The sequence below is a fragment of the Leptospira kobayashii genome, assembly GCF_003114835.2.
In the GTDB taxonomy this organism is placed as follows: domain Bacteria; phylum Spirochaetota; class Leptospiria; order Leptospirales; family Leptospiraceae; genus Leptospira_A; species Leptospira_A kobayashii.
The window spans coordinates 3,614,888-3,639,359 of sequence record NZ_AP025028.1 but is presented as its reverse complement, the minus strand read 5'-3'; the positions used below and the strand labels follow the sequence as shown (position 1 = coordinate 3,639,359).

Annotated in this window: 25 protein-coding genes; 19 read left to right on the top strand and 6 right to left on the bottom strand. The window is 42.4% G+C overall.

Annotation, left to right across the window (positions count from 1 at the left end; all coding sequences use genetic code 11):
- Nucleotides 1–10: 10 nt before the first annotated feature.
- Nucleotides 11–337, bottom strand: coding sequence for an LB_289 family protein (locus tag DI077_RS16595; protein ID WP_109021398.1), 327 nt, complete (start codon nucleotides 335–337; stop codon nucleotides 11–13).
- Nucleotides 338–465: 128 nt separating this feature from the next.
- Here DI077_RS16595 and DI077_RS16590 point away from each other — a divergent pair, with 128 nt between their 5' ends.
- From DI077_RS16590 to DI077_RS16540, 11 genes are all read left to right on the top strand, one after another.
- Nucleotides 466–918 (top strand): LIC_11090 family protein, encoded by a 453-nt coding sequence (locus DI077_RS16590; RefSeq protein WP_109021397.1) that lies wholly within the window; start codon nucleotides 466–468, stop codon nucleotides 916–918.
- A gap of 140 nt (nucleotides 919–1,058) precedes the next feature.
- On the top strand, nucleotides 1,059–2,018 hold the full coding sequence (locus tag DI077_RS16585) for an MbnP family copper-binding protein (RefSeq protein WP_109021396.1): 960 nt from the start codon (nucleotides 1,059–1,061) through the stop codon (nucleotides 2,016–2,018).
- Between the two features lie 92 nt (nucleotides 2,019–2,110).
- Nucleotides 2,111–3,346, top strand: coding sequence for an MbnH family di-heme enzyme (locus DI077_RS16580; RefSeq protein WP_109022145.1), 1,236 nt, complete (start codon nucleotides 2,111–2,113; stop codon nucleotides 3,344–3,346).
- A gap of 68 nt (nucleotides 3,347–3,414) precedes the next feature.
- Nucleotides 3,415–4,332 (top strand): hypothetical protein, encoded by a 918-nt coding sequence (locus tag DI077_RS16575; RefSeq protein ID WP_109021395.1) that lies wholly within the window; start codon nucleotides 3,415–3,417, stop codon nucleotides 4,330–4,332.
- A 51-nt stretch (nucleotides 4,333–4,383) separates the two neighbouring features.
- Nucleotides 4,384–5,316, top strand: coding sequence for an LIC11086 family outer membrane transporter (locus DI077_RS16570; RefSeq protein ID WP_109021394.1), 933 nt, complete (start codon nucleotides 4,384–4,386; stop codon nucleotides 5,314–5,316).
- Between the two features lie 70 nt (nucleotides 5,317–5,386).
- Nucleotides 5,387–6,634 carry a crotonyl-CoA carboxylase/reductase gene (gene ccrA / locus DI077_RS16565; RefSeq protein WP_109021393.1) on the top strand — a complete coding sequence of 416 codons (1,248 nt, stop codon included), beginning with the start codon at nucleotides 5,387–5,389 and terminating at the stop codon, nucleotides 6,632–6,634.
- Between the two features lie 500 nt (nucleotides 6,635–7,134).
- Complete coding sequence (locus DI077_RS16560; RefSeq protein ID WP_109022144.1) at nucleotides 7,135–7,563, top strand: VOC family protein; 429 nt, start codon at nucleotides 7,135–7,137, stop codon at nucleotides 7,561–7,563.
- 42 nt (nucleotides 7,564–7,605) lie between these two features.
- Complete coding sequence (locus tag DI077_RS16555) at nucleotides 7,606–8,358, top strand: tetratricopeptide repeat protein (protein WP_109021392.1); 753 nt, start codon at nucleotides 7,606–7,608, stop codon at nucleotides 8,356–8,358.
- A 245-nt stretch (nucleotides 8,359–8,603) separates the two neighbouring features.
- Nucleotides 8,604–9,614, top strand: coding sequence for a zinc-dependent alcohol dehydrogenase family protein (locus tag DI077_RS16550; protein WP_109021391.1), 1,011 nt, complete (start codon nucleotides 8,604–8,606; stop codon nucleotides 9,612–9,614).
- Nucleotides 9,611–10,435 (top strand): alpha/beta hydrolase family protein, encoded by an 825-nt coding sequence (locus DI077_RS16545; RefSeq protein ID WP_242935255.1) that lies wholly within the window; start codon nucleotides 9,611–9,613, stop codon nucleotides 10,433–10,435. Before DI077_RS16550 ends, DI077_RS16545 begins: the two co-directional genes overlap by 4 nt.
- 178 nt (nucleotides 10,436–10,613) lie before the next feature.
- The gene (locus DI077_RS16540; RefSeq protein WP_109021389.1) at nucleotides 10,614–11,021 is read left to right on the top strand and encodes an MAPEG family protein; all 408 of its coding nucleotides are present in this window, start codon (nucleotides 10,614–10,616) and stop codon (nucleotides 11,019–11,021) included.
- A gap of 54 nt (nucleotides 11,022–11,075) precedes the next feature.
- Here DI077_RS16540 and crcB read toward each other — a convergent pair whose 3' ends face one another.
- Both crcB and DI077_RS16530 read right to left on the bottom strand, forming a co-directional pair.
- Nucleotides 11,076–11,444: a fluoride efflux transporter CrcB gene (gene crcB / locus DI077_RS16535; RefSeq protein WP_167837194.1), complete on the bottom strand. Its 369-nt coding sequence runs from the start codon at nucleotides 11,442–11,444 to the stop codon at nucleotides 11,076–11,078.
- Between the two features lie 27 nt (nucleotides 11,445–11,471).
- On the bottom strand, nucleotides 11,472–12,473 hold the full coding sequence (locus tag DI077_RS16530) for an NAD(P)H-dependent glycerol-3-phosphate dehydrogenase (protein ID WP_109021387.1): 1,002 nt from the start codon (nucleotides 12,471–12,473) through the stop codon (nucleotides 11,472–11,474).
- Between the two features lie 56 nt (nucleotides 12,474–12,529).
- Here DI077_RS16530 and DI077_RS16525 point away from each other — a divergent pair, with 56 nt between their 5' ends.
- From DI077_RS16525 to DI077_RS16505, 5 genes are read left to right on the top strand one after another with little or no spacing between them, the layout of a single operon-like run.
- Nucleotides 12,530–13,210: a hypothetical protein gene (locus DI077_RS16525; protein WP_109021386.1), complete on the top strand. Its 681-nt coding sequence runs from the start codon at nucleotides 12,530–12,532 to the stop codon at nucleotides 13,208–13,210.
- 6 nt (nucleotides 13,211–13,216) lie between these two features.
- Nucleotides 13,217–14,221 (top strand): metallophosphoesterase family protein, encoded by a 1,005-nt coding sequence (locus DI077_RS16520; RefSeq protein ID WP_109021385.1) that lies wholly within the window; start codon nucleotides 13,217–13,219, stop codon nucleotides 14,219–14,221.
- A 1-nt stretch (nucleotide 14,222) separates the two neighbouring features.
- Nucleotides 14,223–14,597: a hypothetical protein gene (locus DI077_RS16515; protein WP_109021384.1), complete on the top strand. Its 375-nt coding sequence runs from the start codon at nucleotides 14,223–14,225 to the stop codon at nucleotides 14,595–14,597.
- Nucleotides 14,597–16,666, top strand: coding sequence for an ATP-dependent DNA helicase RecG (gene recG / locus DI077_RS16510; RefSeq protein WP_167837193.1), 2,070 nt, complete (start codon nucleotides 14,597–14,599; stop codon nucleotides 16,664–16,666). The genes DI077_RS16515 and recG overlap by 1 nt, the downstream gene beginning before the upstream one ends.
- A 41-nt stretch (nucleotides 16,667–16,707) precedes the next feature.
- The gene (locus DI077_RS16505; protein WP_242935254.1) at nucleotides 16,708–17,493 is read left to right on the top strand and encodes a M15 family metallopeptidase; all 786 of its coding nucleotides are present in this window, start codon (nucleotides 16,708–16,710) and stop codon (nucleotides 17,491–17,493) included.
- A 460-nt stretch (nucleotides 17,494–17,953) separates the two neighbouring features.
- Here the strand turns inward: DI077_RS16505 and galE are convergent, their stop codons facing one another.
- Both galE and lpxA read right to left on the bottom strand, forming a co-directional pair.
- A complete protein-coding gene (gene galE, locus DI077_RS16500) occupies nucleotides 17,954–18,922 on the bottom strand; it encodes a UDP-glucose 4-epimerase GalE (RefSeq protein WP_109021381.1) in 969 nt (322 codons plus the stop codon).
- Nucleotides 18,919–19,725 (bottom strand): acyl-ACP--UDP-N-acetylglucosamine O-acyltransferase, encoded by an 807-nt coding sequence (gene lpxA, locus DI077_RS16495; RefSeq protein ID WP_109021380.1) that lies wholly within the window; start codon nucleotides 19,723–19,725, stop codon nucleotides 18,919–18,921. The genes galE and lpxA overlap by 4 nt, the downstream gene beginning before the upstream one ends.
- Before the next feature lie 106 nt (nucleotides 19,726–19,831).
- Between lpxA and DI077_RS16490 the strand changes: the two genes are divergently transcribed.
- Nucleotides 19,832–20,176, top strand: a complete 345-nt coding sequence (locus DI077_RS16490; RefSeq protein WP_242935253.1) for an Hpt domain-containing protein — start codon at nucleotides 19,832–19,834, stop codon at nucleotides 20,174–20,176.
- Nucleotides 20,177–20,184: 8 nt separating this feature from the next.
- Here DI077_RS16490 and DI077_RS16485 read toward each other — a convergent pair whose 3' ends face one another.
- Nucleotides 20,185–21,591 (bottom strand): DUF6938 domain-containing protein, encoded by a 1,407-nt coding sequence (locus tag DI077_RS16485; RefSeq protein WP_109021379.1) that lies wholly within the window; start codon nucleotides 21,589–21,591, stop codon nucleotides 20,185–20,187.
- An 89-nt stretch (nucleotides 21,592–21,680) separates the two neighbouring features.
- Here DI077_RS16485 and DI077_RS16480 point away from each other — a divergent pair, with 89 nt between their 5' ends.
- Nucleotides 21,681–22,862, top strand: coding sequence for an acetyl-CoA C-acetyltransferase (locus DI077_RS16480; protein ID WP_109021378.1), 1,182 nt, complete (start codon nucleotides 21,681–21,683; stop codon nucleotides 22,860–22,862).
- Entirely contained in the window at nucleotides 22,862–24,472 is a 1,611-nt protein-coding gene (locus tag DI077_RS16475; RefSeq protein ID WP_109021377.1) for a class I SAM-dependent methyltransferase, read from the top strand. The genes DI077_RS16480 and DI077_RS16475 overlap by 1 nt, the downstream gene beginning before the upstream one ends.

Here is a 24,472-nt window from a genome sequence, read left to right as displayed (position 1 = left end):
TGCTTAAACTTTAAGTTGTGACAGGCTGAATGCCTGCAAGAATCCTTAGAGATTCGTATGCTTTGTCTTTTTGAGCTACTTTTGTTTTGTTCACTGCTTTTCGGATGATGACATCCCATTGTTTTTCCGGATGTTCGCCTTTCATGTTTTCCAACAATTCCAGTACGTCCTCATCATCGCTCGCGTTGAAAATCTCTTCTTCGTCGTAACGAAAAAGACCAAATAAACCATCAATGTAGTCACCTACACTCATGCTTTCCTTTTGGCCCGGTGTGATTTTCTTTTTCTCCATTTTTCGCAGATCTCTTTCTCTGCGTTCTAATTCTGTGCGTTTCATGGTCTGGACCTCTTTCGAGTCTCTTTTCTTATTCTACAGCCATCATTTTGCGATGCCAACCCCCTGGACAGAAAAAAGCCTAAAAATTGTCTCGATTTCTAGTGGGGATCGGTGTTCTATGAGAAAGAATGTTGTTCCGGGCCCAACTTTCCCTTTTGATCGCTGCCATTCTGCTTTTTCAGGCGGTATTCCTGAACAGTGGTCTTTTCGGTTATTGTTTGGAAGACGGCGCGAAAATCTGCGAATGCAATCATGGATCCCGTAAAGAGCTCCATAAAAATCCGGAAGATGAAATGTTTTCCAAAGAAAGAGTGACCGTTTCTTCCCACGACGATCACAAACACGGCGCTAAAATTTTGCCAAGCTGTCATTCTGCAAAGTCGGGAGAAACACATCTTTGTTCTTGCAAAAAGAACAAATCACAAGCTTCCAGTTTGCGGAATTTCCATCAAACTTGGAACCACCAAACAAACTCCTCCGAAGTTTCCGTACAATACGATATCTTATTTTCTGTCATGATCCTTTCCGAAATCCCAAAAGAAGGATTTGATCCTTCTCCTTTTTTCCCACCCAAAACTTAAATCCGGGAAAGCCCTCGCGCTCTTGCCTGTGGAATACTAAATCCATTTCGCATTGATTGTATACCGAATGGAGTATACAGTTTCCTTTTACTGTTTAGTTCACCTAACAAAATTAAGTTTTACTTTGCTTCCGAGGATTTATGAAAAAATTATTATATATGATCTGTATTGCGGTTTTGAGTGTCGCAAATTGTAAAGAGAAAGAGAAGTCGGATGATACAACTAACTTTGGTTTGCTTGCGATTGCTGCGAGCCTAAGTTCCGGAATTACTGAAATTCCATTTCAAATTGTGGCGGGATCGGATACCGCACCAAAGTGCAATAAACTGATCCAAGGGCATTCCGGTTCCGTGATGGATACAAAGCATATCTCCGAAAGTATGAACTTCTATATCAAAGATGCAAGATTTTACGTGCATGATGTAAAACTCGTAAAAGCGGACGGATCTACTGTCGATTTTACATTGACTAGCGATAATAAATGGCAGACTTCCAAAGTTGCTCTTCTTGATTTCGAAGATAAAACGGGCGATTGTACCGGGACTACGGAAACAAACACCAGTATCAAAGGGACAGCACCTGCCGGAAGTTATGTGGGAGTTCAGTTCAAAGTGGGTGTTCCTTTCGATTTGAACCATTTGAATAGTACAACTGCGGATGCTCCTTTGAACAATTCGGGAATGTTTTGGGCATGGGCATCGGGATATATTTTTATGAAATTCGATTGGGCTGCCAAAGAAGGAGCTGGAACAAGTAATTCATTTCACTTGGGAAGTGTTGGTTGCAACGGATCGGGAACTTCCGTATTAACTACATCCTGCACATATCCGAATCGTCCTACAATCACGATCAAAACTTCGGGAAGTGTCACTTGGAATCCTACTGCGAATCCGGTGTATTTTGATATCAAAGCACTTGTCAGTGGTACAAATTCGAATTTGAGCAGTTCTGGAAAGGCTTACACTTGTATGGCGGGAAATAACGGTGGAATGAGCGGAACTACCGCCGCAGATTGCAAAATACTTCTGAACAACGTCGGAGTGAACGAAACGGACGGAACTTCTGCGAGTGTCCAAAGCACTTTTTACCTGAAGCCTTAAGGAGAAGGGGAGGGAAGTCTCCCCTTTCGTATGATTTGGAATTTAATTCTATGAATGTTAATTATGGAAAAACCGTTATGTTAGATTTTTTTATGAAATTATATAAAGCATTATTGTTATTGGGGATTTTGAGTTTTGCAAATGCTTGCGTTCCCGATTTTTTAGATCTCAAAAAATCAAAAAACGATAACAATCTTCTGCTACTTGCTTTGGCCCTCAGTCAAGGTTCCGGTTGGGTTTGGAATTTGCCCCCCGGTTTTCCTACACCTACGGTTCCTTCTGAGAATCCTATGTCTCAAGCCAAAGTGGATTTGGGCAGATTTTTGTTTTATGATAAAAAATTGTCTGCTAACGAATCCATGTCCTGTTCTTCCTGCCATTTCCAAAATCTGGCCTTTTCGGATGGAAAGGCCACTCCTTCCGGAATCACTTCGGAAGCACATCCGAGAAATGCGCAACACCTAAGCAATGCAGCCTACCATCCTCGTCTAACATGGAGTAATTCCCTATTGAAAACTTTAGAACAACAGGCACGTGTTCCCATGTTTTCGTTGGCTCCTCCTGAGCTAGGTCTTGCAAATGAAGATTATTTGGGAAAATTGAAATCGGATTCCAATTATCGGAAATTATTCTCCGCCGCATTCGGGAACGGGGATTCCGCAGTCACCGAACAGAATGTACGGTTTGCTTTGGCAAGTTTTCAAAGAACGATGATTTCCGGTTATTCTCCTTTTGATAAGGCAAATAATGGAAACCGTTCCGCTATGTCCGCATCCGCAACCAGAGGGGCGAGCGTTTTCAACGGGGAAGTTGCGGAGTGTTTTCACTGCCACGGAGGGTTTAATTTTACCGATACGACCCTTCATACGAAACAAACTTCGGAAGAATTCGCTTACCATAATAACGGAACTCATAATAATGCTTTTTATGACGCACTTCCTTTGAATAAGCAGGGACTTAAAGAAGTCACTCTTGTAAATTCGGACCAGGGCAAATTCAGAGCACCTAGTCTTCGTAATGTGGGGGTGACTTTCCCTTATATGCATGACGGAAGTATTATGTGCGATGATTCTACGAATCCGGGTCATCCCACCGGTGTCGCCAGCGGCGCTACACTTGAAACTTGTGCGAGAAATGCATTGGGAAAAGTAATCGATCAATATACTGCAGGCGGAGCGGGCACCCCCAAACACACCAGTATTGATACTACTTTGATCCGTCCTTTTTCTTTGCAGCCATCCGAAAAAGCGGACTTGATCAATTTTCTTTTGGCATTGACCGACTCGGAGTTTTTAACCGATTCCAAGTTTTCCAATCCTTTCCCATGAGATGTTCTTTGAGTTGCATATTAGAACCTAACAACTGATCATTTAAAACTAAACCTTATTTGAATACAATGTATAACAAACAATTTTTCTTTTCCTTTCCACTTTCTTTGTTATTTTCCGCAGGTTGCACGTTCGGTTCCATCGGAGATGCAAATGCGGAAAAATTGACAATCCTTCAAAACCTGCTCTCTCAAACCAATGGAATCCGAACCAACTTACAAAGCCAGGTGGTCTTGTATGATGACCAGGCGGACGATTCTCTCGGCGGGTTCAATCTGATCAGCAATAACATCACCTATGCTGTTACGATTCAATCCTCGGTTTTGAAAATCGATTCGGGAAGCTATCGAATCAATCCCAGCAATCGCTTGTTTGGTTCTGTAAATGCAAACTCCTCCGTTTCCGCAAAAACGCATACTCCTTATACGGTTCCTTTGGATTTACCTACGACTGATCCTTATGGCAAATCGTATTCTTATATAGGCAGTTCCGTGTTGAATTCGTTTTTTACAACGAATGCGCAGACGGATACAGGATCGGCCTATAATGTTCCAAACCTAACCAGCATTACAGATGCACCGGTCGGGGTAGTATCACTTGTATCGATGTCGATCCAAGAATGGTATTGGGATTTACAGATAGTTAGAAACGGCGGTTCTACTATCAAATTACAAATTTATCTAAAGCCGGGAACCAAAACCATTTCTCCGAAATGTAGAATCCCTGCGGATGGTGCCCGTAAACTTCCCGTTCCGATTGCACTTCAGTATTCCAATATATTCAAAGATCGGATCTACCTATCGCAGACTTATACTTTCTTACAGACTTTGTTTGCAAATTATCCCGGTTATATAGGAAGCACTTCCTCTCTTGTAGTCGCCGAATTTTCCGCTAGCGACTTATACAAAATCTTAAGCGATAATCTTTCTACGGAAGATCTGGTCTTTTTTGTTCCGGGATGTTTTCCCAACGTAGAGTTGCGGTAAGGGAACATGTCAATATTACCAATTAACATAAATCAGTCGAAAATCACTCCAATGAAATCCAATTTTTCAAATATATTTTCCCTCCTTTTCTTATCTCTCATCGTTCTTTTCTTTAACGGCGAAATGTCCGCACATCATACAGGTTCGTCTGACAGTCCTAATGCGACTGCCAGGTTTGTGGATCCTTTTACGGGGAAAAGGGAAAAACCTAGCAATTATTTGGTGGTCACTCAAGACTACTACAAATCGACGAGAGAAAATAGCAATTTGTTCACAACGACTGCATTTGCGGAAATGAATTTTTTCGGAGGAAGGTTCGCTCTGAATGCCGCTGTTCCCTGGAATTATTACCAGCAAAGGAACAGAGAAGATGCAGCAAGGGTAGGCAAAGCGTACGTAGGCTTCAAATACCAACCTTTCTTCGATCTGGACAAACCCTATTTTTTCGTGATCGAAGGATCGGTCGGATTTCCTTCCGGGCCTGATACGGACCGGTTTACGGGAGGGGACTATTATGCAGGCGCAGGTTATTTAAAGTTAGGTTATCTCTACGAAAAATGGTCTTTTGTTTCCAAACTCGGGGGCATTCAACCTTTGACCCGCCCGCAACCGAATAATCTTCAGGACAATGACGGGATTCCCTATTGGTTGCGACTTCCTTCTGCAACCCCACCAACACCGGAATACGAATTCAAAAAAACTGCGATTCTCTCTGCTTATGTTACTTATTATTTGATGCAGGAGATTTCCCTATTCACAGGGATTTTATACCGTAATCCTTATAACGGAGTGGATTTCTCAGCTAGCAAGGATAAGCTGAACCCTCAGTACTTTACGGAAGGTTCCGTCGGGTTCTCTTGGAATTTTTCCGAAAAATACAATTTGAATCTTGCCTATCGGTATCCGTTCCAGAGGGACCGGGACTACAGACTCTATCATTCCGCCTGGACATTTGCCTTTTCCATGGAGTGGGGAAGCGATTGACAGTAGGAGACGGATTTCTACTCTGCAAGGAAATCGCTTAAAATAGAGAAATCAATAAAAAGGTAATCACATGAGTAACGTTGAAATCGTACCAGTTGGAGAACTTCCACCAGTCGGAGTTGTCCCGAAAAAAATGCACGCACAGGTCATTCGTCCGGAGCGTTACGGGGAACCAACCAAATCCTTTCAATCAGAAGTAATCGATGTCCCTGAAATTGCACCTAACGAAGTGCTAGTTGCTGTTATGGCGGCAGGTGTAAATTATAATAACGTATGGGCGGCACTCGGTTATCCGGTGGATGTTATCGCTGCCAGAAACAAAAAAGGTGAACCGGAAAAGTTTCACATCGGCGGATCGGATGCATCCGGTATCGTTTATAAAGTCGGATCGGAAGTCAAAAACGTGAAAGTCGGTGACGAAGTTGTAGTTCATTGCGCGATGTGGGATCCGAAAGACCCTTGGGTGGTTGCCGGAAAAGATCCTATGTTTGCTCCGAGCCAGATCATTTGGGGATATGAATCCAATTGGGGTTCTTTCGCACAATTTTGCAAAGTACAAGACCACCAATGTCTTCCTCGTCCTCAACATCTGACTTGGGAAGCTTCCGCAGCATATATGTTAGTTGCTGCTACCGCTTATCGTATGTTACATCATTGGAAGCCGAATGATGTACAACCGGGTGACGTAGTTTTAATCTGGGGTGGTGCCGGCGGACTCGGTGCTATGGCGATCCAAATCGTGAAAGCTGCGGGTGGAATTCCTATCGCAGTAGTATCTTCCGATGACAAAATCGATTTCTGTAAAAACCTCGGTGCGGCTGGCGTGATCAATCGTAACAAGTTCAAACATTGGGGTGCTATCACATCCGAGATCAACAAACCGGAAGTATTCGGTCAATGGACCAAAGATGCGCGTGAATTCGGTAAAGCGATCTGGGACATCGCAGGCAAAGGTAAAAATCCTCAGATCGTTTTCGAACATCCGGGAGAAAGCACTCTTCCTACTTCCACATTTGTTTGTGAAACCGGCGGTATGGTTGTAATCTGCGCCGGAACTTCCGGCTTCAATGCAACGTCTGACCTTCGTTATCTGTGGATGAGACAAAAACGTCTGCAAGGTTCACATTTCGCGAACGACGAAAATTGCCGCGACCTGAACAATCTTGTGATCCAAAAGAAAGTCGATCCTGTTCTTGCTAAAACTTATGAGTTCAACGAAACGGGAGAATGCCATCAGTTGATGCGTGAAAACAAACATCCTGCTGGAAACATGTCGATTTTGGTAGGCGCGAAAACTACAGGCTTAGGCGCAAAATAAGCGTTCGATGCTTCTAGCTCGTTTTCTCGGGACTTCGTGTCCCGAAGAAAACGCTCCGGCATCCGTGCCTTCGCCACCGCCGGAAGCATCTCACTTGCGTTAAAATTTTAATACAAATAAGCCATTGCCAGTTTGTTGGGGCGCCTCGGATCTGTTAGACGATTGGAATCCATCTAAGTCCCCGACCGGGCTCTTCCGCGACTCCGCGTCCGCTTCGGTCCTCCGGACGGTGACCTGTCGGTCCCCTCGCTCCGATCCCTGGCGCTTTGAAATCATACAAGACTGTGGGATAGGTAGAGATAGGAATTTTTTAGAATACTATCCCCGCCCTATCGACATTGGGAGGGGTTAACCACCCGCCACCCAATGTGCTCCGTTTATCATGAATGGGTTTCGATGGCAAGAATCTCCCTTTTTTCACGGAATTTTTTGCAAATAAGTTCGCCTTTTTGCATCTTTGGCTTTACCCTTTTGCGTTTTTCCACATATTCTCTTTGGGTATGAAGCAAAAATTGAACCTGATCACCTTGGGAGTATCCGACTTACAAAAGTCGCTTGAGTTTTATGAAAAAGGGCTTGGATGGAAAAAATCCAGCGCCAGTCAGGAATCAGTCGCCTTTTTTCAGTTAAATGGCCTTGTGTTGTCTTTGTTTTCAAGAGATTCACTTGCCGAAGATGCTCATGTTAATTCCGAGGGAAAAGGGTTTTCCGGAATCACTATAGCTTACAATGCTGCTAGCGAAAAAGAAGTGGACGAAGTGATTGAGAAGGTTCGTTCTCTTGGAGCAAAGATTCTAAAAACTCCACAGAAAGTTTTCTGGGGTGGATACAGTTCCTACTTTGCCGATCCGGACGGACATATTTTTGAAGTGGCGCATAATCCTTTTTTTCCTTTGAATGAAAAGGGAGAAGTCGTACTACCGGATTGATTCGTCAAACGCTTATTAGCGGATATGCGCAAGAGGAAAAATATGATTAAAAAAATAACATTGATTCTTTTAATGGTGATTGCTTATCCAATAACTTCGCAGGAATCTAAGTTTGAACTTGACTGTGTAAATACGAGCCGACCTGAATTTCGACTTAATTACTCAATAATGAGACACATGAATCCGACAATATCTACCGGAGATTCAGTTGAAATTGGTAAAGCTGCAGGCACTTCTACAGCATATCCTGAAACTATTTCAAAATTATTTGAAATTCCTTATCGAAAAGCTGAGGCATTCTATGCTGAAAGAAAATTTAACGAAGCTGTTACAATTTTAGAACCAGCAATAAAAACTGAAAAAAATAATCCATTTCTTTTGAATTTTTATGCTAAATCATTATATGCAGCAAATAAAAGAAAAGAAAGCTTTAAAGCATATCTGAACCTAATTTCCTTAATTGACGCTGAAGAAACACTAAACAGCGATGGTTCGCATAATCTCGTAATCATCGACACCTGGTTTTTAGAGGCTTATTGGAAAATTAGCACTTTATACCTTGAAGCTCAAGATTATGAAAAATCTATATATTATAATAGGAAGATGCTCGATGTCATAACGCTCGGAAATACATATTATAATCCAAATATGATTACTTATAATATTTCAGCCTTGAGTTATCTAGCAGAAGCTTACTATTTCTTAAAAAATAAAGAAGCGAATCATTTTTATGTTTGTGAAACTTTGAAACTTGATAAAAACAATAAAGATGTTTTGCAGTTTCTTATGCTTTAGTCTTTTTCTTCTGAGTATAACTATATCTTACCGTTACGCTTTGGGAATTAACCCTCGCTCGGTCTCCGACACATTGTCATGAGTCACGCTCCTTGTATAGCTAGGAAGCTCACTTACTCATCCTCCATGTAAGGCTTCGCCACGGGCAAAGTCGGCAAGGCTAATTCGATCTTCGAGTTAACTCGCCCCCGAATCTCATTGACAAAGAAAATCAAAAATTTTTATTTTAGTTACCGAACTTTTCTATGAAACAAATTCAACTTTCTTCTTTCGGAATTGAAAATCTCAAATTGGTAAATGCGCCTGATCCCGGCAAACCGAACAAAGGAGAGGTGCTAGTCAGAATGCGCGCCGCTTCTTTGAACTTTCGTGACAATCTGGTCATTGCAGGCAAATACAATCCCAAATTTCCCACACCTATGGTTCCTTGCAGTGACGGAGCAGGAGAGGTGATTGAAGTTGGAGATGGGGTAAGTGAATTTCAGGTGGGGGATCGGGTATTGGCTACATTTGCCCCTCATTGGATCGCCGATAAGGCAACTCATCAGGAGATGAGATATACGTTAGGTGGTCCTCTGGACGGAACTCTAAGGGAATACATTCTGTTTTCCGAAACGGGACTTGTTAAAATGCCTAAACACTTAAGTTTTGAAGAAGGTGCCACATTACCTTGCGCGGCTCTTACCGCTTGGTCCGCTTTCCATATTTACAGTCGTTTGGTGGCAGGAGAAATCGTCGTGATCCAGGGAACGGGAGGAGTCTCTCTATTCGGATTACAATTTGCCAAACTTTCCGGTGCAAAGGTAATTCTGACTTCGTCCAGTAATGAAAAAATAGAGAAGGCAAAATCTTTGGGAGCTGATTTTTGCATAAATTACAAAGAGACACCCGATTGGGGAAAGGAAGTCCGCAGTCTTACGGAAAAGACAGGCGCCGATCATATCGTAGAGGTAGGAGGGGCGGGAACTTTGGAACAGTCCATCGCCGCCTGTCGACCGTTTGGTGTGATTCATTTGATCGGTATTCTTGCCGGGCGTTCCGGTGAATTGAATTTACTCCCGGCAGTAATGAATAATATCAAAATCCAGGGAATTGTAGTAGGTGGACGTAAAGCGTTCCAGGAAATGAACCGAGCTATCGAATCAGGCGGATTGAAGCCGATTGTTGATAAAATTTTTCCTATGGAAGAGACACGGGAAGCATTGGATTATTTAAAATCAGGTTCTCATTTTGGAAAGATCGTGATTTCCATTTGAACTCTATCATCAACTTGAACCGACTTGAAATTTTAACATCCGGATCTGCGGATCCGAAAAAACTATTATTGATCTGGCCGTCTACCGGCGGAAACGCACGTTCCTTTCGTTTGAAAGAATCCGAGCTTGCTTCGAAAGACTATGCCATTATCCGATATAACCCTGCCTCTCACGGGAATTCCGACGGAACTTATGATCCACAAACAGCAGTTAAAGATATTATTCAATTTTTGAAATCAAAAGATTGGATGCACCTTCCTACGGTCGGGATCGGGCATAGCGGAGGAGGGGCAGCGCTTCTCATGATGGAGGATTTTGTAAATTTTAGCAGTCGTTATCTTTTGTCTCCCATTCTGGATAGTCGGTTGAGTCTTTTCTATTTATATGAAAAGGGAAATATCAAACAGTTTTTGGATCTGCTTATGACTGATGAAAAGTCGAGTGAGTTGAAAAAGGAAACGATTTTGATGCAAAATGAACAAACACTTCGGACACTCGGCAATTCCGATTGGTTGGCATCGGGAGATGTTGATATTTTGGATTTTCCGGTTCTCAATTCTAAGATTCGTTTTTCGAGTTTGAGTCTATTTCTTCGGAATTTGTTTTTACCCGGCTTTGCCGTGAACGATTCTTTAGGGAAGGTCACAAAACCGGTTAAGATTTTTCTTCCTACTTCGGACGATTGGTTTCCTATTTTCAGAACTGAGGAGGCCGCAAAACTTGCAAGCGTCAGCACGGAAACCATTCCTTCCGCAAAAGATCATTTTTTCACCGGCTCTTGGATTTCGGTTTGGACTCGGATCAAATCCGAAATTTTATAAATCAATTCCATTTATCATTGAAGACGAATGGATTCATCCGAGAGGATATAAATTCTTCTTTTCATCTTTTGGGAATCCATTATACTTTGGCTCGATTTCAAACATCACATCCGATACTCTTTTTGAAATTAAAGACTCATCGGGTGTATGAATTTAAAAGGAATCAAGTAAACAACCTATGAATCTAGAGATTATCTCCCTTCTTCTTTTTGTTATCTGGACAATCGGACTCGGCTTAAGTTTGGTCGGTTATCGAACCGTTCAGGTATTACTCGGAAAAAAACAATCCAATGAATTCCCTGCAGGCATCCAACACGGATCGGAACGTTATTGGAGACTCAACAGAGCACATGCCAACTGTCTGGAAAACCTACCTATCTTTGCAACCATTGTAATCGTTGCGACTTTGACAGGAAGTACGGACGATGTGTTCGCAAATACTACCTTGGTTGTGGTTGGGGCAAGAGTTTTCCAATCCGTTACACATATCATTTCCGGTTCCGCTAGGGCAGTCGATATTCGTTTTACTGCTTATGTTACCCAAATAGTCTGTTTTGCGTTTTTGATTTGGAAGATTTTCGCTTAATTTTCGAATTTGAAAATCAAAAGAATGCAAATATGTGTTATTTGATTTTCGAAGTTATTTAGTAAATTGGTAACCCGCGTATCCTACTAAAATGCAAACGGATACACTGGTTACGGTATAAAGTGCTAGGATCGAAAATGAATTGGATTCGATCAGCTTTACATTTTCAAAAGCGAATGCGGAGAAAGTAGTGAATCCTCCGCAAAAACCCGAAGTTAATAATATTCTGGTTTGCGGATTCATCCAACTACGACTTTCTCCCCAGCCGTAAAAGACACCGATGAGTAAAGATCCGATCACATTGACTACAAATGTTCCCAGGAAAAAGGATTTCATTTGATGATTGATCATTGTGCTTAAGGCATATCTACCCATTGTTCCGACAAATCCGCCTAGTCCGACGAGCAAAATATCTTTAAACATAAACATCCGAGTTTAAAAAATCCGCTTTTAAACTCCTTCCCGTTTGAGATCCCTTCCCATCAGATCTTTCACCACTTCTTTGGGATCTTTGTCTTCGTATAACATTTTATAAACTTCACCTGTGATCGCCATCTCCACTCCCAGTTTGTCCGCAAGATTTTTTCCGGACTCGGTGGTTTTGACTCCTTCCGCGACTTCATTCATTGATCCTAAAATATCTTTCAGTTTTTCGCCTTTGCCCAAACGAAAACCTACGGTTCTGTTACGCGATGCTTCCCCACAACAAGTGAGAACCAAATCTCCCATTCCTGCCGGTCCGAGAAAAGTCATCGGATCCGCACCCATCTTCAAGCCCAATCTGGTGATCTCGTTTAACCCGCGTGTGATGAGTGCCGCTCTTGTGTTTTGGCCGAAGCCCAATCCGTCGGCGACTCCTGCGGCAATGGCAATCACGTTTTTTAAGGCTCCACCGACTTCCACCCCGACCACATCGGGAGTCCAATAAGTGCGGAAGTATTTGAAACTGAATATTTCTTGAACTCGTTTTGCCGTGGCTTCGTTTTTGGAAGCGATGGAAACAATGGTAGGGACTTTGCGCACCATCTCTTTGGCAAAACTGGGACCGGAAAGATAAGAAAGTTGAGAATGAAAGGAACCGGGCAATTCCGATTCGAAAATTTCAGATACGAGCCTAAGGGTTTCGTTTTCAATACCTTTGGATGCGGAAACAATCGGGATTTTTTTAGGAATATGGTCTTTGATTTCCTTTAAAATCCCGCTCAAAGCATGGGAGGGGGGCGCTGAGACGATCATATCTTTGTCTTTGACAACTTCAATGAGATCCGTGCTCGCTTTGAGCAGGTCCGGTAAAACCAAATCCGGCATATGTTTGTTGTTGATATGATTTTCATTGATGGATCTTGCCTGATCCGGATTGCGAGTCCAAAGAATCACATTATACCCTTTATCCGCAAGGATGCTACCTAGTGCGGTGCCAAAACTTCCCGAGCCAATTACTCCGATCTTCATGAGTTCAGTATCTTAAATCTGCTTTCCAAAAAGGCAATAGAAAATAATTTTAAATTATGCTTTTAACGGATCTCTTCCGTTTCAATCCTTTGAACCTACTCTTGCCACAAAAAGTGGTTCCAAAGAGTAATTATAAAGTCACGCTCTTATTGAAAAACTTAAGAACTGTCATTCGGACTGAAATCATCGACCAAGAACCCGATTTGGAAACCTTGGAAATAACATCTGCTAACGGAGAGATTGTCCTGACGGGAGTTTATCTGATGGGTTGGCTTTGGGTTGCCCGTTTTCTAGGTGTGGAAGCCATCCACTATCGGGTAAGGTTGAAACCTGTACTGGTAAAAGACAATAAGGCTCATTGTAAAATCGTAGGTTATCGGGTTTGGGATACAAAACCGAGACGTTTTGATTTTGTAAGATGGTTTGGAAAGGTGGAACCTTTTCATAAAAAGAAAGTTCTCGATTCCATTTTGAAATCATCTCCCCATCTCTTATCTTTAACAAGCCTTCAATGGGAAATCCGAATCAATTTGAAATACTTTTTGGAACTTGTTCCTTCCATTGCAGGGAATATTGAAATCCAGTATGTAGTAGCAGACAATTCCGAAATTTATTTCTTCGTCCGTTCGGGCACCATCCTGAAACCGCTCGTGGATTTTTTCGGACCTGAGTATGTAAAGATCGATTATATAGAAGAGGACAGGGATGTTCCTCTGCTTCTTTGGGGAAAATCGTAAAATCTTATGAAGATCATCTACTTAACGGATATTCATGATGGTCTTCACGGATTAAAAGCCATCCTGCAAAATACGGAAGCCGATCTTTATTTATTTTCAGGAGATATCATTTACAAAGCCTTCTTTTCCTACGATCGCATCATCGATTTTTGCGGAGTTCAGGAAGAGTTGTATTATCTGTTAAACGAAAAGAAAGACGATATCACTCCTTATGATTTTACTACCAAGGCTATTCGTTTTCCGGAAAAATACGATACGGCCGTTGTTGAGAAATCGCATACTTACCGTCATCTTTATCAAATTGCAGCGAAAACAATGAAGGATAAGTATGAGATCATTGAAAAGCTGATTCGCAAATATGCAAAGTCGCCTGTTTATTGTTTACCGGGAAACTATGATCTGGATCTCCAATATACCGAGCTTTACGAAAGAGACATTCATCGTAAAAATTTCGAATTTAAGGGTTTGAAATTCGCGGGTTACGGTGGAGCTCCTGTTTGGACTTCAGGGATTCCCGAGAAATTAGCGGTTGTTTTTCATGAATACACCAAACATGGCAAAAATTACAGCGAACCGGAAGATTTTTTCCGAGAAGAGGAGCCTGATATTTGTGTGATTCATAATCCTGCTTACGGATTTTTGGACAAGATTCCCGGAGTGGGAAATATAGGAAGCCAAGGGATCCGCAGATATTTGGACGATTATTCCCCGTCTCTCGTGGTTTCAGGTCATGTACATGAAGACCAAGGCGTGGTAAAAAAAAGAGGAACCGTATACTTGAATCCGTCTAACTTCGGTCCGGTGGACTCCGTTCACGGCTTTCAGGAAGGCGGATATTTTGCTGAAATATTCATAGAAGATAAAAAAGTAATTCAAACCAACCTTTGCCAAACAACGGACGAAGGCTGGAATCAGTTGATTGAGGTGGACTGTTCGGAAAAAAATCTCAAATTGATCCGCCAAAACCCGATCTCCAAAGTCAGCTCGGAAGATTTTATACGCGAGAATTGATATGGTAACATTCGTTACTGTTTGCGGAGTATTATTTACGATCGGTTTTTTTCTCTACGCGCTTTCCGCAGTGGATAATCGTTCCCTGGATAAAAAGGAAAAAATAAGAAAAGCAAAAGACGATTTATTCCGCGGAGCAGATCCTAAGAAAGTATATTCGAAAGAATGGAATCCCGATGTTCCCAGACCTCGCCTTTGCCCTGTTTGTGGAACAATGCTTCGCAAAGACGAGTTCTTATACGCTGCCATTTCCAGTAAAATCAATTCGGAAGGCAAAAAACAGGCGCAAATCTACGGATGCAAATACTGTTACTTGCAATTGGAACAGGACTCCGGTTCAATTCACAATAAACCGGAAGAACAGCCGGAGCTCTGATGGGAAAAATCGATTTAGACACAAGTATCACTTCGATCAAAGGGATCGGTCCAAAGAGATTGGAAGTTTTAAAATCTCATGGAATAGAAACTTACGGCGACCTTCTTACTACATATCCTCGTCGTTATTTGGATCGGAATTTTACAAAGGATATCATTCTCAAACAAGGTGATATTGTAACACTTCTCGGATCCATTTCGGATTCTTATCTGGTTCACGGTAGAAAATCCAGACTGATTGTAGGATTTCGTACTCAAAACAATGAACGTGTGAATCTGGTTTTTTTTCGGGGAGTTAATTTTTTTAATAAGCTATTTACCGTTGATCGAAAGTTAGTTGTTTCCGGTAAATTGGAATATTTCAAAGGTTATCAAATTCTACACCCAGAATATGAGTTGCTAACCGACGGACACGAAGATGAAAACGATCTATTGCATGTGGGAAGGATCATTCCTCTTTATCCGTCTACGGAAGCTTTGAAAGAAGAGGGTTTTGATTCGAAAGGATTCAGAAAAGCGATCGATTCGATTTTAAAACAGGGAACCATTCCCGAAAATTTGCCTACTAAGGTCATAAAAAAAAGAAATCTGATGAATCGGGATGAAGCTATCAGGATCATTCATTTTCCGGAAACGATGGAATCCATCCAACCCGCCAGGCAAAGATTCGCCTACGAAGAGTTATACTATTTTCAGCTATTGTTATTATACAAACAAAAGGAAAGGGAAAAAGTCAAACGTGTGCTTTGGCCACTTCCTAAATCCAAAAGCGCCGAGAGCCTTTTGAAAAATCTTCCTTTCTCACTGACGGAGGATCAAAAAAATGCGGTGGATAGTATCTTAAAATCCACTAAAAAAGACGCTCCTTTGGCGGCTCTTCTTCAGGGGGATGTAGGATCGGGCAAAACAATTACGGCACTACTCATTGCGCTTCATTACATAGACAATCGAATTCAGACGGTTTTCCTTGCACCGACCGAGATTTTAGCCAGACAACATTTCGAAACCATTTATAAATTTCTGGGAAATATGCCTTTCCTTGGAATTGAACTTTTGTTAGGTGGTGAAAATAAAAAGACCCGCGCGGAAAAACTGGCAAGAATCAAAAACGGAGAATCTTCCTTGGTTGTGGGCACTCATTCTTTGTTTCAGGATGATGTTCAATTTGCGGATCTCGGCCTGGTGGTGATCGATGAACAACATAAGTTCGGAGTCGATCAACGGGAAACAATCCGTTCCAAAGGAAAAAATCCCGACATACTTGCGATGACTGCGACTCCCATTCCCAGAACCCTCTGTTTGACTTTGTACGGGGATTTGGAATTGGTAAATATCCGTTCCAAACCCGCCGGTCGAAAACCGATTGATACCAGATGGTACAAGGAAGATCGCCGAACAGGTGTTTATAATTCCATTCGAAAGTATGTAAAAGAAGGAAGACAATGTTATATCGTTTATCCTCTGGTGGAGGATTCTGAAAAATTGGATTTGGAATCTTGTACGAAAGCACATGAGGAGCTGAGTAAGGATATTTTTCCCGATTTGAAAGTGGGGCTTTTGCACGGAAAGATGAAGAGCGCTGAAAAAGATACCGTTATGGCCGCCTTCAAACAAAACAAAATCCAGATTCTGGTAACGACGACAGTCGTGGAAGTAGGTGTGGATGTTCCCAACGCAACCATACTTGTAGTGGAACATGCGGATCGATTCGGAATCTCTCAATTGCATCAGTTGCGGGGACGGGTGGGAAGAAGCGATCTGGAAAGCTATTGTATTTTGATGACTGGAAATTATATCAGTGACGATGCTATGGAACGATTGAACGCACTCGTTAATTCTAATGACGGTTATGCGCTTTCCGAAAAAGATTTGGAAATCAGAGGCCCCGGTGAATTATTAGGAGTGAAACAAAGCGGACTTCCCGAATTTAAAATTGCCGATTTGGTGCATGATCGCAATTTACTTGAGGATGCAAAAAAAGATGCGACTGAATTTGCAAACGGAGATGATACGGAAAAATGGGAGATCCAATCTCGTTTTCAAGAAGGCAAATTTTTATTTGCGAATTGACTTCCAAACTGTTTTGAAATATGTTTCGTCTAAGGATTTATATGTATAAAGTTTTTGTTTTCATCGTATTTTTCATTTGTATTTCTTGCGGAGATCCGTCCGTTCAATCCGAGCCGCAACAGATTGAAAACTTATATTTGGGTGTGGAAAAAGAATCTTATCTTACCGGAAAATTCAATTCTCCTAATGTACTTTCCGAGGTTCAACCGGATGATACTTCTAAGGACCATTACCTCAGGCCGGAAGTGAAGAAAGCATTCTTAAAAATGATCACCGCCTTCGAAGAAGGCAAACCTTCCTCTTATAAACAACACATCTTTCTTGTGTCTTCGTTTCGAAACTTTTCCCATCAGAAGGGGATTTGGGAATCAAAATATACCGGCAAAAAAGTTATGCGCGAACCCATCAAAGACAAAACCCCGGAAGAGATTATCTCTCTCATTCTGGAATTTTCGAGCGCACCGGGTACTTCCAGACACCATTGGGGAACCGATTTCGATATTAACGCATTAGAAAATTCTTATTTTGAAAATTCAGGAAAGGGCAAAGTTCTTTACGATTGGATGAAAGAGAATGCTTCCAAATACGGATTTTGTCAACCTTACAATGAATTGGCGAAGCGCGGGGGAAAAGGATACCATGAAGAAAAATGGCACTGGTCTTATGCTCCTATCTCCAACCGATTGCAAAAAGAATGGGTCAAATCTTTTCGGGAGAAAAAGATCAATCTTGCCGGTAGCTTTCTCGGTGCGGATATATTGGGTGATCGGGCCATCGATTATGTTCAGTCCATCAATGCCGATTGTGCGGGCATTTCCCTTCCTTAATATTAGATTTTCTTAAACAATATGCCGGCCGCCTCCCACTTCGTGGGACCCGGCTTTTCGCTCCAACCTCCGCCAAAGGCAGAGGGTTTCCGCTGCAATCCGTGGCGGATAGAAAAGAAATGTGACATAGTTTTACCTAGGAATCGATCGAACCCCCTCCCTTTTTAGGGCGGGGGGTGTGGGTCGTGGGCTGCAACCAACCGCCTAACACAAAATCCATCTTTTGCCCATCCTAATTTGACTTTCTCGAAATTTTTTTCCAAAAAGTTCGTCTTTTTACCGAACCGATCCCCGCGCCAGCGATCGCAGCGGAAATTAGATATAAGGATGAACTCTTAAACAGGGAAAAGATTTCTCGTGGTGTGTCCCGTCTAATTGCAGCGAAGAGCGCGGTCGATTAACAGAAGGTAGTTGAAGATCGGGAAATATTCGAGGCGCCCAAACTAAACATTATTAGTTTTTAAAGATTTCGATACAATTCCCACATGCTGGAAAGAAGGATATCAGCTTCACTGTAGATGGGTTTCCAACTCAAGAGAGATCTTGCTTTTGCAGAAGAGGCGAGTAACTTCGCAGGATCACCTGCACGTCTCCCTACGATTTTGTGCGCAATCGGTTTTCCTACTACCTTTTCGGCAAGGTCAGTCATTTCTTTGACGGAATAACCTGATTCCGAACCGAGATTGACCGTCAAACTTTGATTAGTTTCCATGATCTGTTTCAATGCCAGTACGTGAGCTGTTGCCAGGTCCGATACATGGATATAATCTCTAATGCAAGTTCCATCGGGAGTATCATAATCATCTCCGTAAATTTCGAAACCTTGCCGTAACCCGGAAGCAACTTCCATAATGATCGGCAAAAGATTCGCGGGAGCTTTTTCGATTCCACGAACTCTTCCTTTGGTGTCGTAACCGGCAGCATTGAAATATCGCAAAGAAGCGGACTTTAAACCTTTCAACTGATCAAACCAACGTAAATTTTCCTCGGTGCATAGTTTCGTATAACCGTAGTAATTCTCCGGAGACAGTGGATGTTTTTCGTCCAAGGGAAGATACTGTGGCGTTCCATAAACCGCAGCGGAAGAGGAAAATACTATGTATTTGCAATCATTCTCTAACATAGCGGATATTAGTTGGAATGTTCCGCTTAGATTATTGAGTGTGTATTTTGAAGGGTTGGTCATGGATTCGCCCGCCGCTTTCCATGCTGCGAAATGAAAAACCGCATCTATCGGGCGGGAGAAAACTTCCTTTAGGACATTCGGGTCCTGGATACGACCTCTGATGAATTCGTTTCCGGGAAATAGATTGGCTTCGTTCCCGTTTGCCATATCATCTACGACTAAGATGTTATGACCAAGCTCCATTAATTCTAAAACAACATGGCTACCGATGTAGCCGGCACCACCGGTTACAAGAATCCTCATTCTTCCGAACCACCACCACCTATGGCCCTATGGTCGGTTACACCACGTTTGCCCGATTCAAAAAACTCGATAATGTATTTTACTTCCGGGATAGGGTTAGGATCTTTCTTTAGTTCGGTTAATGCTTGTTTTGTGTTAAGTCCGCTATGGTAGATGATTTTGTATGTTCTTTTGATCGCATTGCGAACATCCGAAGAAAGTCCCGCTCTTTTCAATCCGACCGAGTTGAGCCCGATGACTGTAGCAGGATTTCCGTCAATTGTGCAATAAGGAGGAACATCTTTCACTACTTTGGCAAGACCGGCGATCATGGAATAATCTCCCACTCTCGCAAACTGATGCACTCCAACAAGCCCCGAGATAAAAACCTTGTTTCCGACTACAACATGGCCTGCAAGCATACTGCTTTGTACGATGATGTTGTTGTCTCCTACAATTACATCGTGAGCGATATGGATATTTCCCATTAAAAAGTTATCATTTCCTATTTTGGTTGCTTCGCCTTCTTTGGTCCCTCTGTGGAAGACGCAATTTTCCCGGATGGTATTACGATCGCCTATCTCCAGATAGGTTTTTGTTTCCGGTTTGAATCCTAAATCCTGAGGAATTCCGCCTAGTGCAACACCGGAATAAATTTTGTTGAATTTGCCGATATGTGTTCCCGAATAAATACGGACGTTGGAATCAAGAACTGTTCCCTCTCCGATTTTTACGTCTTTATCAATAACGCAAAACGGACCTACTTCCACGGATTCGTGGAGCTCTGCTTTTGGATCAATGATCGCTGTGGGGTGAATCTTCATGTAAGATCAGAAAAAACTCCTCCGAGACAACTGCAAAGGATTTTTTGAAAAAGTAATTTACAGCTCAGTTCTCGGCAGAATTAAATGGGTAGCAACGGAGTCCCAATTGAACGTTGACTGGTCCAGAATAGAATCCCTCGTTGATATTAATGATCCGGAAGATCAAGCTTGGCTTAAGGATATGATTGTTTCCTTATTGGAAAACATGGCGGTTCGTATGCAAAATCTTACTCAATTGGTTCAATCCAAACAGGCGAAAGAACTTCAGGCGGAACTGCACCAAATCAAAGGTGTCGCTGCCAATTTCGGTCTTGCTGCCATGTCTAAGCTGGTGGTGGATGCGGAAGCTAAAGTCAAAGAAGGTGATATCGAAGGATCCGTTTCCCTTTCCATTCAGGTTCCTCCCGTTTGGGAAGAAACCAAAAAAGAGCTACAGGCGAAGTTTAAGTAGTTCCTCTTTTATTTAAGGAATTTTTCCGCCATCTCGACGGCCACCTTGCTTCCGTTATAGATTCCGTCTTCGGAACTTTTGATCACTCTCTCATTCATTCGCAACAGCGGTTCTTCCGAAGAGGCAAAGATTCCCAACAGATCCGCGGCATGTTCCGGTTCTCTGCATTCCACGGTTCCTTCTCCCAATTCCAAAGAACGGGATACGGAACCCGCTTCGTGATCTCCTACTCTTCTGATAAATAATTTTGGAATCGGATAAAATGCAAGTTCGGAAGGTTTTGTTACCAAAACATCAGCCAATCGAATCAGCTTTTCCGTAGCGGAAAATGCTTCCGTATGATTGGAAAAATTAAATAGAACGACAGAGGGCAATTTATCTTTTTCCTCTTCTTTGAAAGAAGATGTGCTGATGAATTTTTTCAAGTCATCCCAATTTAAAATGGATTCATAAGGTATTTTTTCCGAGTTCAGATAAGATTCCAAACTGTTCAGTACTTTGTTATGATCTCCGGTGTTGATCCAAAAATAACACTTCTTATCCAATAGTTTATTCTTTGTTAAATGGATAAGTTCTTTGATGTATCCTTTTTGCGCTCCTGCTCCACCGATCGGAATCAAAAACCGCCTTTTTCTTTTGTAAGTAATTCTTTTGATACGTGCTTCCGAATCTGCGATCGCATTTTTAGCGATATCTTCGGAAACCCAATGACCTGCAACGGAAAGATTTTCCTTCGGAACTCCCATTTCAAGGAATTTCATATAAGAAGAAGGGCTTTGTACCAAATTAATTGCACCCGGAACTAATAGATAATACTGAGGATGGTTATCACAGATTAGGTGGATGACTTTTTTGAATCCGGCTGCCACAGCGATCTGTCCGTTGAGAGGGTGCGTGGAAATGACCGGACTGTCTTTGGGAAGGGAGGACATTATATTTTTATACGAATCCGCGAGAGAACAGGATAACTCGAGTGAGGTGAGATTTCCTTGTTTTAGAAACTGGCCCCATGCCCATTCTGCGGCACCACCCAGATCGGTGGAAAGCCGGCTCAGATAACTATAAGAACTGTCTATATCGGAAATGGCCTTTGCTTCGTTCGATTCGATGGCAAGTAAGTCATGAAGATACGTGGGAATTTTCTTAGCGAGAGAGTGAGAGTAAACGGACAAAGCCATTCTATGATGTCCGTATCCCATTCGGATAGATCCGACGATCAGACCGGTTTCTACGGAGGATTTTCCATTGGTGCCGATGAGTCCGAGGCCCGGATAAAGGGGGGAATTTTCGGATCTTAAGGGAATCGGTTTGTCCGGAAGGATAGAATATTTTTTTCGAAGAATGGTAGAGACAAGCCCAGTCATCTGTTTGGATAAAAAGCCGGTGCTCAAACCGAAAAGAGGTTCCTCGTTCATGCAGGGAAGGCTAAACGTTAAGTTTGGAGTTTCAAGTGAAATTTGAATTCTTAGCTGACAATACGCTAAATTTCTAAGTTTTTGGTTTCATGGAACAAGTTTGTATTATAAACGGGGCTAGAACCGCATTCGGAAATTTCGGCGGCTCACTCAAAGATTTTAGCGCAGTGGATTTGGGTGTGGAAGTTTCCAAAGCTGCTTTTTCAAGAGCGGGAATCGACCCTGCTTCAGTGGAAGAATCCATTTTCGGAAACGTAATCCCGACGGGAAAAGAAGGAATTTATTTAGCAAGACATATCGGTTTGAAATCAGGGGTTCCTGTTTCCTCACCCGCCCTCACCTTGAATAGGTTATGCGGTTCAGGGATGGAAGCAGTGATCCAAGCGGCAAAAAAAATCCTACTCGGAGAAGCTCATACGGTTCTTGCCGGTGGAGTGGAATCAATGAGTAACGCGCCTTATGTGGTTCGTAATGCCAGATTCGGAGTGCGTTATGGAAATGCAGAATTTGAAGATTCTTTGGCACAAGGTCTCACCGATATTTATGTGGAACTTCCCATGGGAATGACTGCGGAAAATCTATCCGACCAGTACAAAATTTCCCGTGAAGAACAGGATGAATGGGCAGCGATTTCGCAAGAGAGAGCCGAAGCGGCTACTCTGAGCGGCGCATTGAAAGAAGAGATCCTGCCGATCACCCTCGGAGGAAAGACTCCGGTTGTGTTTGATAAAGACGAATTTGTAAGAGGAAAAGCAGGAGCCGCAAAACTTTCCACTTTGAAGCCGGCGTTCAAAAAAGACGGAACCGTGACTGCAGGAAATGCTTCCGGAATCAATGACGGTGCATCCGCAGTAGTTGTAACATCTCTAACCCAAGCAAAAAAACTCGGCAAAGAACCACTAGCAATTGTTAAAGGTTGGGGACTCGCCGGTTGTGATCCTGCCAAGATGGGAATCGGTCCTGCCGTAGCAATTCCCATCGCTTTGCAAAAAGCAGGCCTTGGTTTGAAAGACATCGGACTGGTTGAAGTAAACGAAGCATTTGCAGCGCAATACCTTGCAGTTCAAAAAGAATTGGGATTGGACCCGAAGATCACTAACGTAAACGGTGGTGCGATTGCAATCGGACATCCGCTCGGAGCATCGGGAAACAGAGTGACTCTTACATTAGCGCTTGAAATGCGAAGAAGAGGGGTTAAATACGGAGTAGCATCGCTTTGTATCGGAGGCGGTCAGGGAATCGCAATCGTTCTAGAAAATCCGAAAGCCTGATGTATTTACTGCTTCCTGGAAGACACCACTTACTTACCAGATTTCAACATGAGTATCTTTCCATGTTGGGAAAAGAAGGGCTTTGGGGAGCAGTGGACATATATGGAAAGGATTTGGAAGTCAAAGAAAAGGTAACGGCAGTTATATTTGCTGTTACCTCCGCCAATCATTATTCCACAAGAAGAAACCCTTTGCCTCTCTACCAAAGGGCGATGATGATCCAGGATTTTTCTTCGGATCTGGGATACTCTTCCTACGTGGTTCCTATCGATGATGTAGGTCATTCGGAACATTTCGGGCAATATACGATTAAAAAAATCGAAGCCGAAACGGACGGACTACTTCGGTTGAATTCCGACAATACGATCGTCTTGTGTTCCACACCTGTTGTAAAGTTATATGAGGATTTGGGGTTTCGTATTTTGCCTGTGGAAAAGATTCCGGGCAAAAAAGAAGAATATCTGACTAAACTGCCGTGGCAGATCATAGAAGGGATTGTTTCAGATGATCGTCCTATCGATAAACATTTGGAATACATCAATTACGTTCATCCGGCTAGCAAACGTTTGTGGAAAGAATACGGAGTGGTTGAAAAGGTTCGACTCTTGTTTTCCGATGCGGTTGTGGGAGAAGACGGTGATCTTACGGAAACCAGGAATTACAACTCGTATGTAAGGGAAATGGACGAGATCGCAGAACTTAAGTTTAACGAAACTAGGGATTTTATCCGCCCTGGCAGAATCGGCGACATAGGTTGTGCCGTCGGTTCCTGGATCAAACTGGCTACGGAAGAATCGGGTTTGGCGGAAAGTGATTTTTACGGAGTGGAGATTGCCCGTAAACTTTACGACATTTGTCACCAAAGGAAAGAGAATGGTGACTTTCAAAATACAAATGTATTTTTCCTTAGGAAAAATGCGGTCACAGGTCTTGTTTTTCCGAAAAGCTCCATGAAAACGATTCATACTTCTTCTTTGACTCATGAGATTGAATCTTATACGGGAAGGAAAAACTTACTAAGTTTCATACAAAACCGCTACGAAGAACTGTCCTTAGGTGGTGTTTGGATCAACCGGGACGTTGTAGGACCGGAAGACAAGGAAAAGGAAGTTTATCTTTGGTTGGATGAAAAAGACGGAATTGCCGATACGGATGCAAAATCGTTCTCTTCAAAGGAAGAAAAGAAAAAACATTTGGATTCTTTATCCACTTATGCGCGATTTTTTCATTTTCAAAGGGATTTTAGAAAAGAACAAAACTATCAATTGAAATATACTTTGAAAACCATCGAAGAAAAATCCTTTCTCGTTCTTTCCTTGAAGGATGCTTGCGAGTATCTTTCTAAAAAAGATTATACCGACAATTGGGATAGTGAGATGCACGAATCTTTTTGTTATTGGTCTTTTTCCGAATGGAAAACTTCTCTCGAAGAAGTAGGATTTAAAATTCAAAACTCTTCCCGGGCGTATAGCAATCCTTGGATTATAGAAAATCGATATCAAAATAAATCTGAAATTTGGGAAACTGTTTCCACTTCCGCAAATTCCCTTTCCGATCTTAAACTTGTGTCCTGGCCCGTTACTAATATGCTTTTGATTGCGGTGAAATAG